The sequence below is a fragment of the Pseudomonas sp. SIMBA_068 genome (genome assembly GCF_046534705.1).
GTDB classification, from domain to species: Bacteria; Pseudomonadota; Gammaproteobacteria; order Pseudomonadales; family Pseudomonadaceae; genus Aquipseudomonas; species Aquipseudomonas putida.
Genome location: NZ_JAWRYI010000651.1, coordinates 1 through 267 on the forward strand (window position 1 = coordinate 1; position 267 = coordinate 267).

At 54.3% G+C, this 267-nt stretch carries 1 protein-coding gene; it reads right to left on the minus strand.

Annotated elements, in window-relative coordinates; all coding sequences use genetic code 11:
* Positions 1-267, minus strand: a 267-nt coding sequence (locus SB756_RS30835) for a phage holin family protein (protein WP_410913338.1), incomplete at both ends; no start/stop codon positions are given.

The window sequence follows — 267 nt, forward strand, 5'->3', positions numbered from 1 at the left end:
CCCCAGAATAACCGCCAGCAATAGCAGCGTGCCGGTCGTGATGCCAATGGCCATCAGACGGTACTGCGCATCCACTGCCCAGATAATCAGAACCATCAGGCTCATCAGACCAAATGCAGTGAACAGCATTGTCAGGCCAACCATCAACAGCAGCTGAATCAGGTTAGCTTTCTCGTGCTCCAGTTCCACCACTGCCAGACGAACGCGTGTCTCGACCATGCCAACCAGCGTGGTAACAATGCGCTGGCCGATGTTAATGACCCCTTT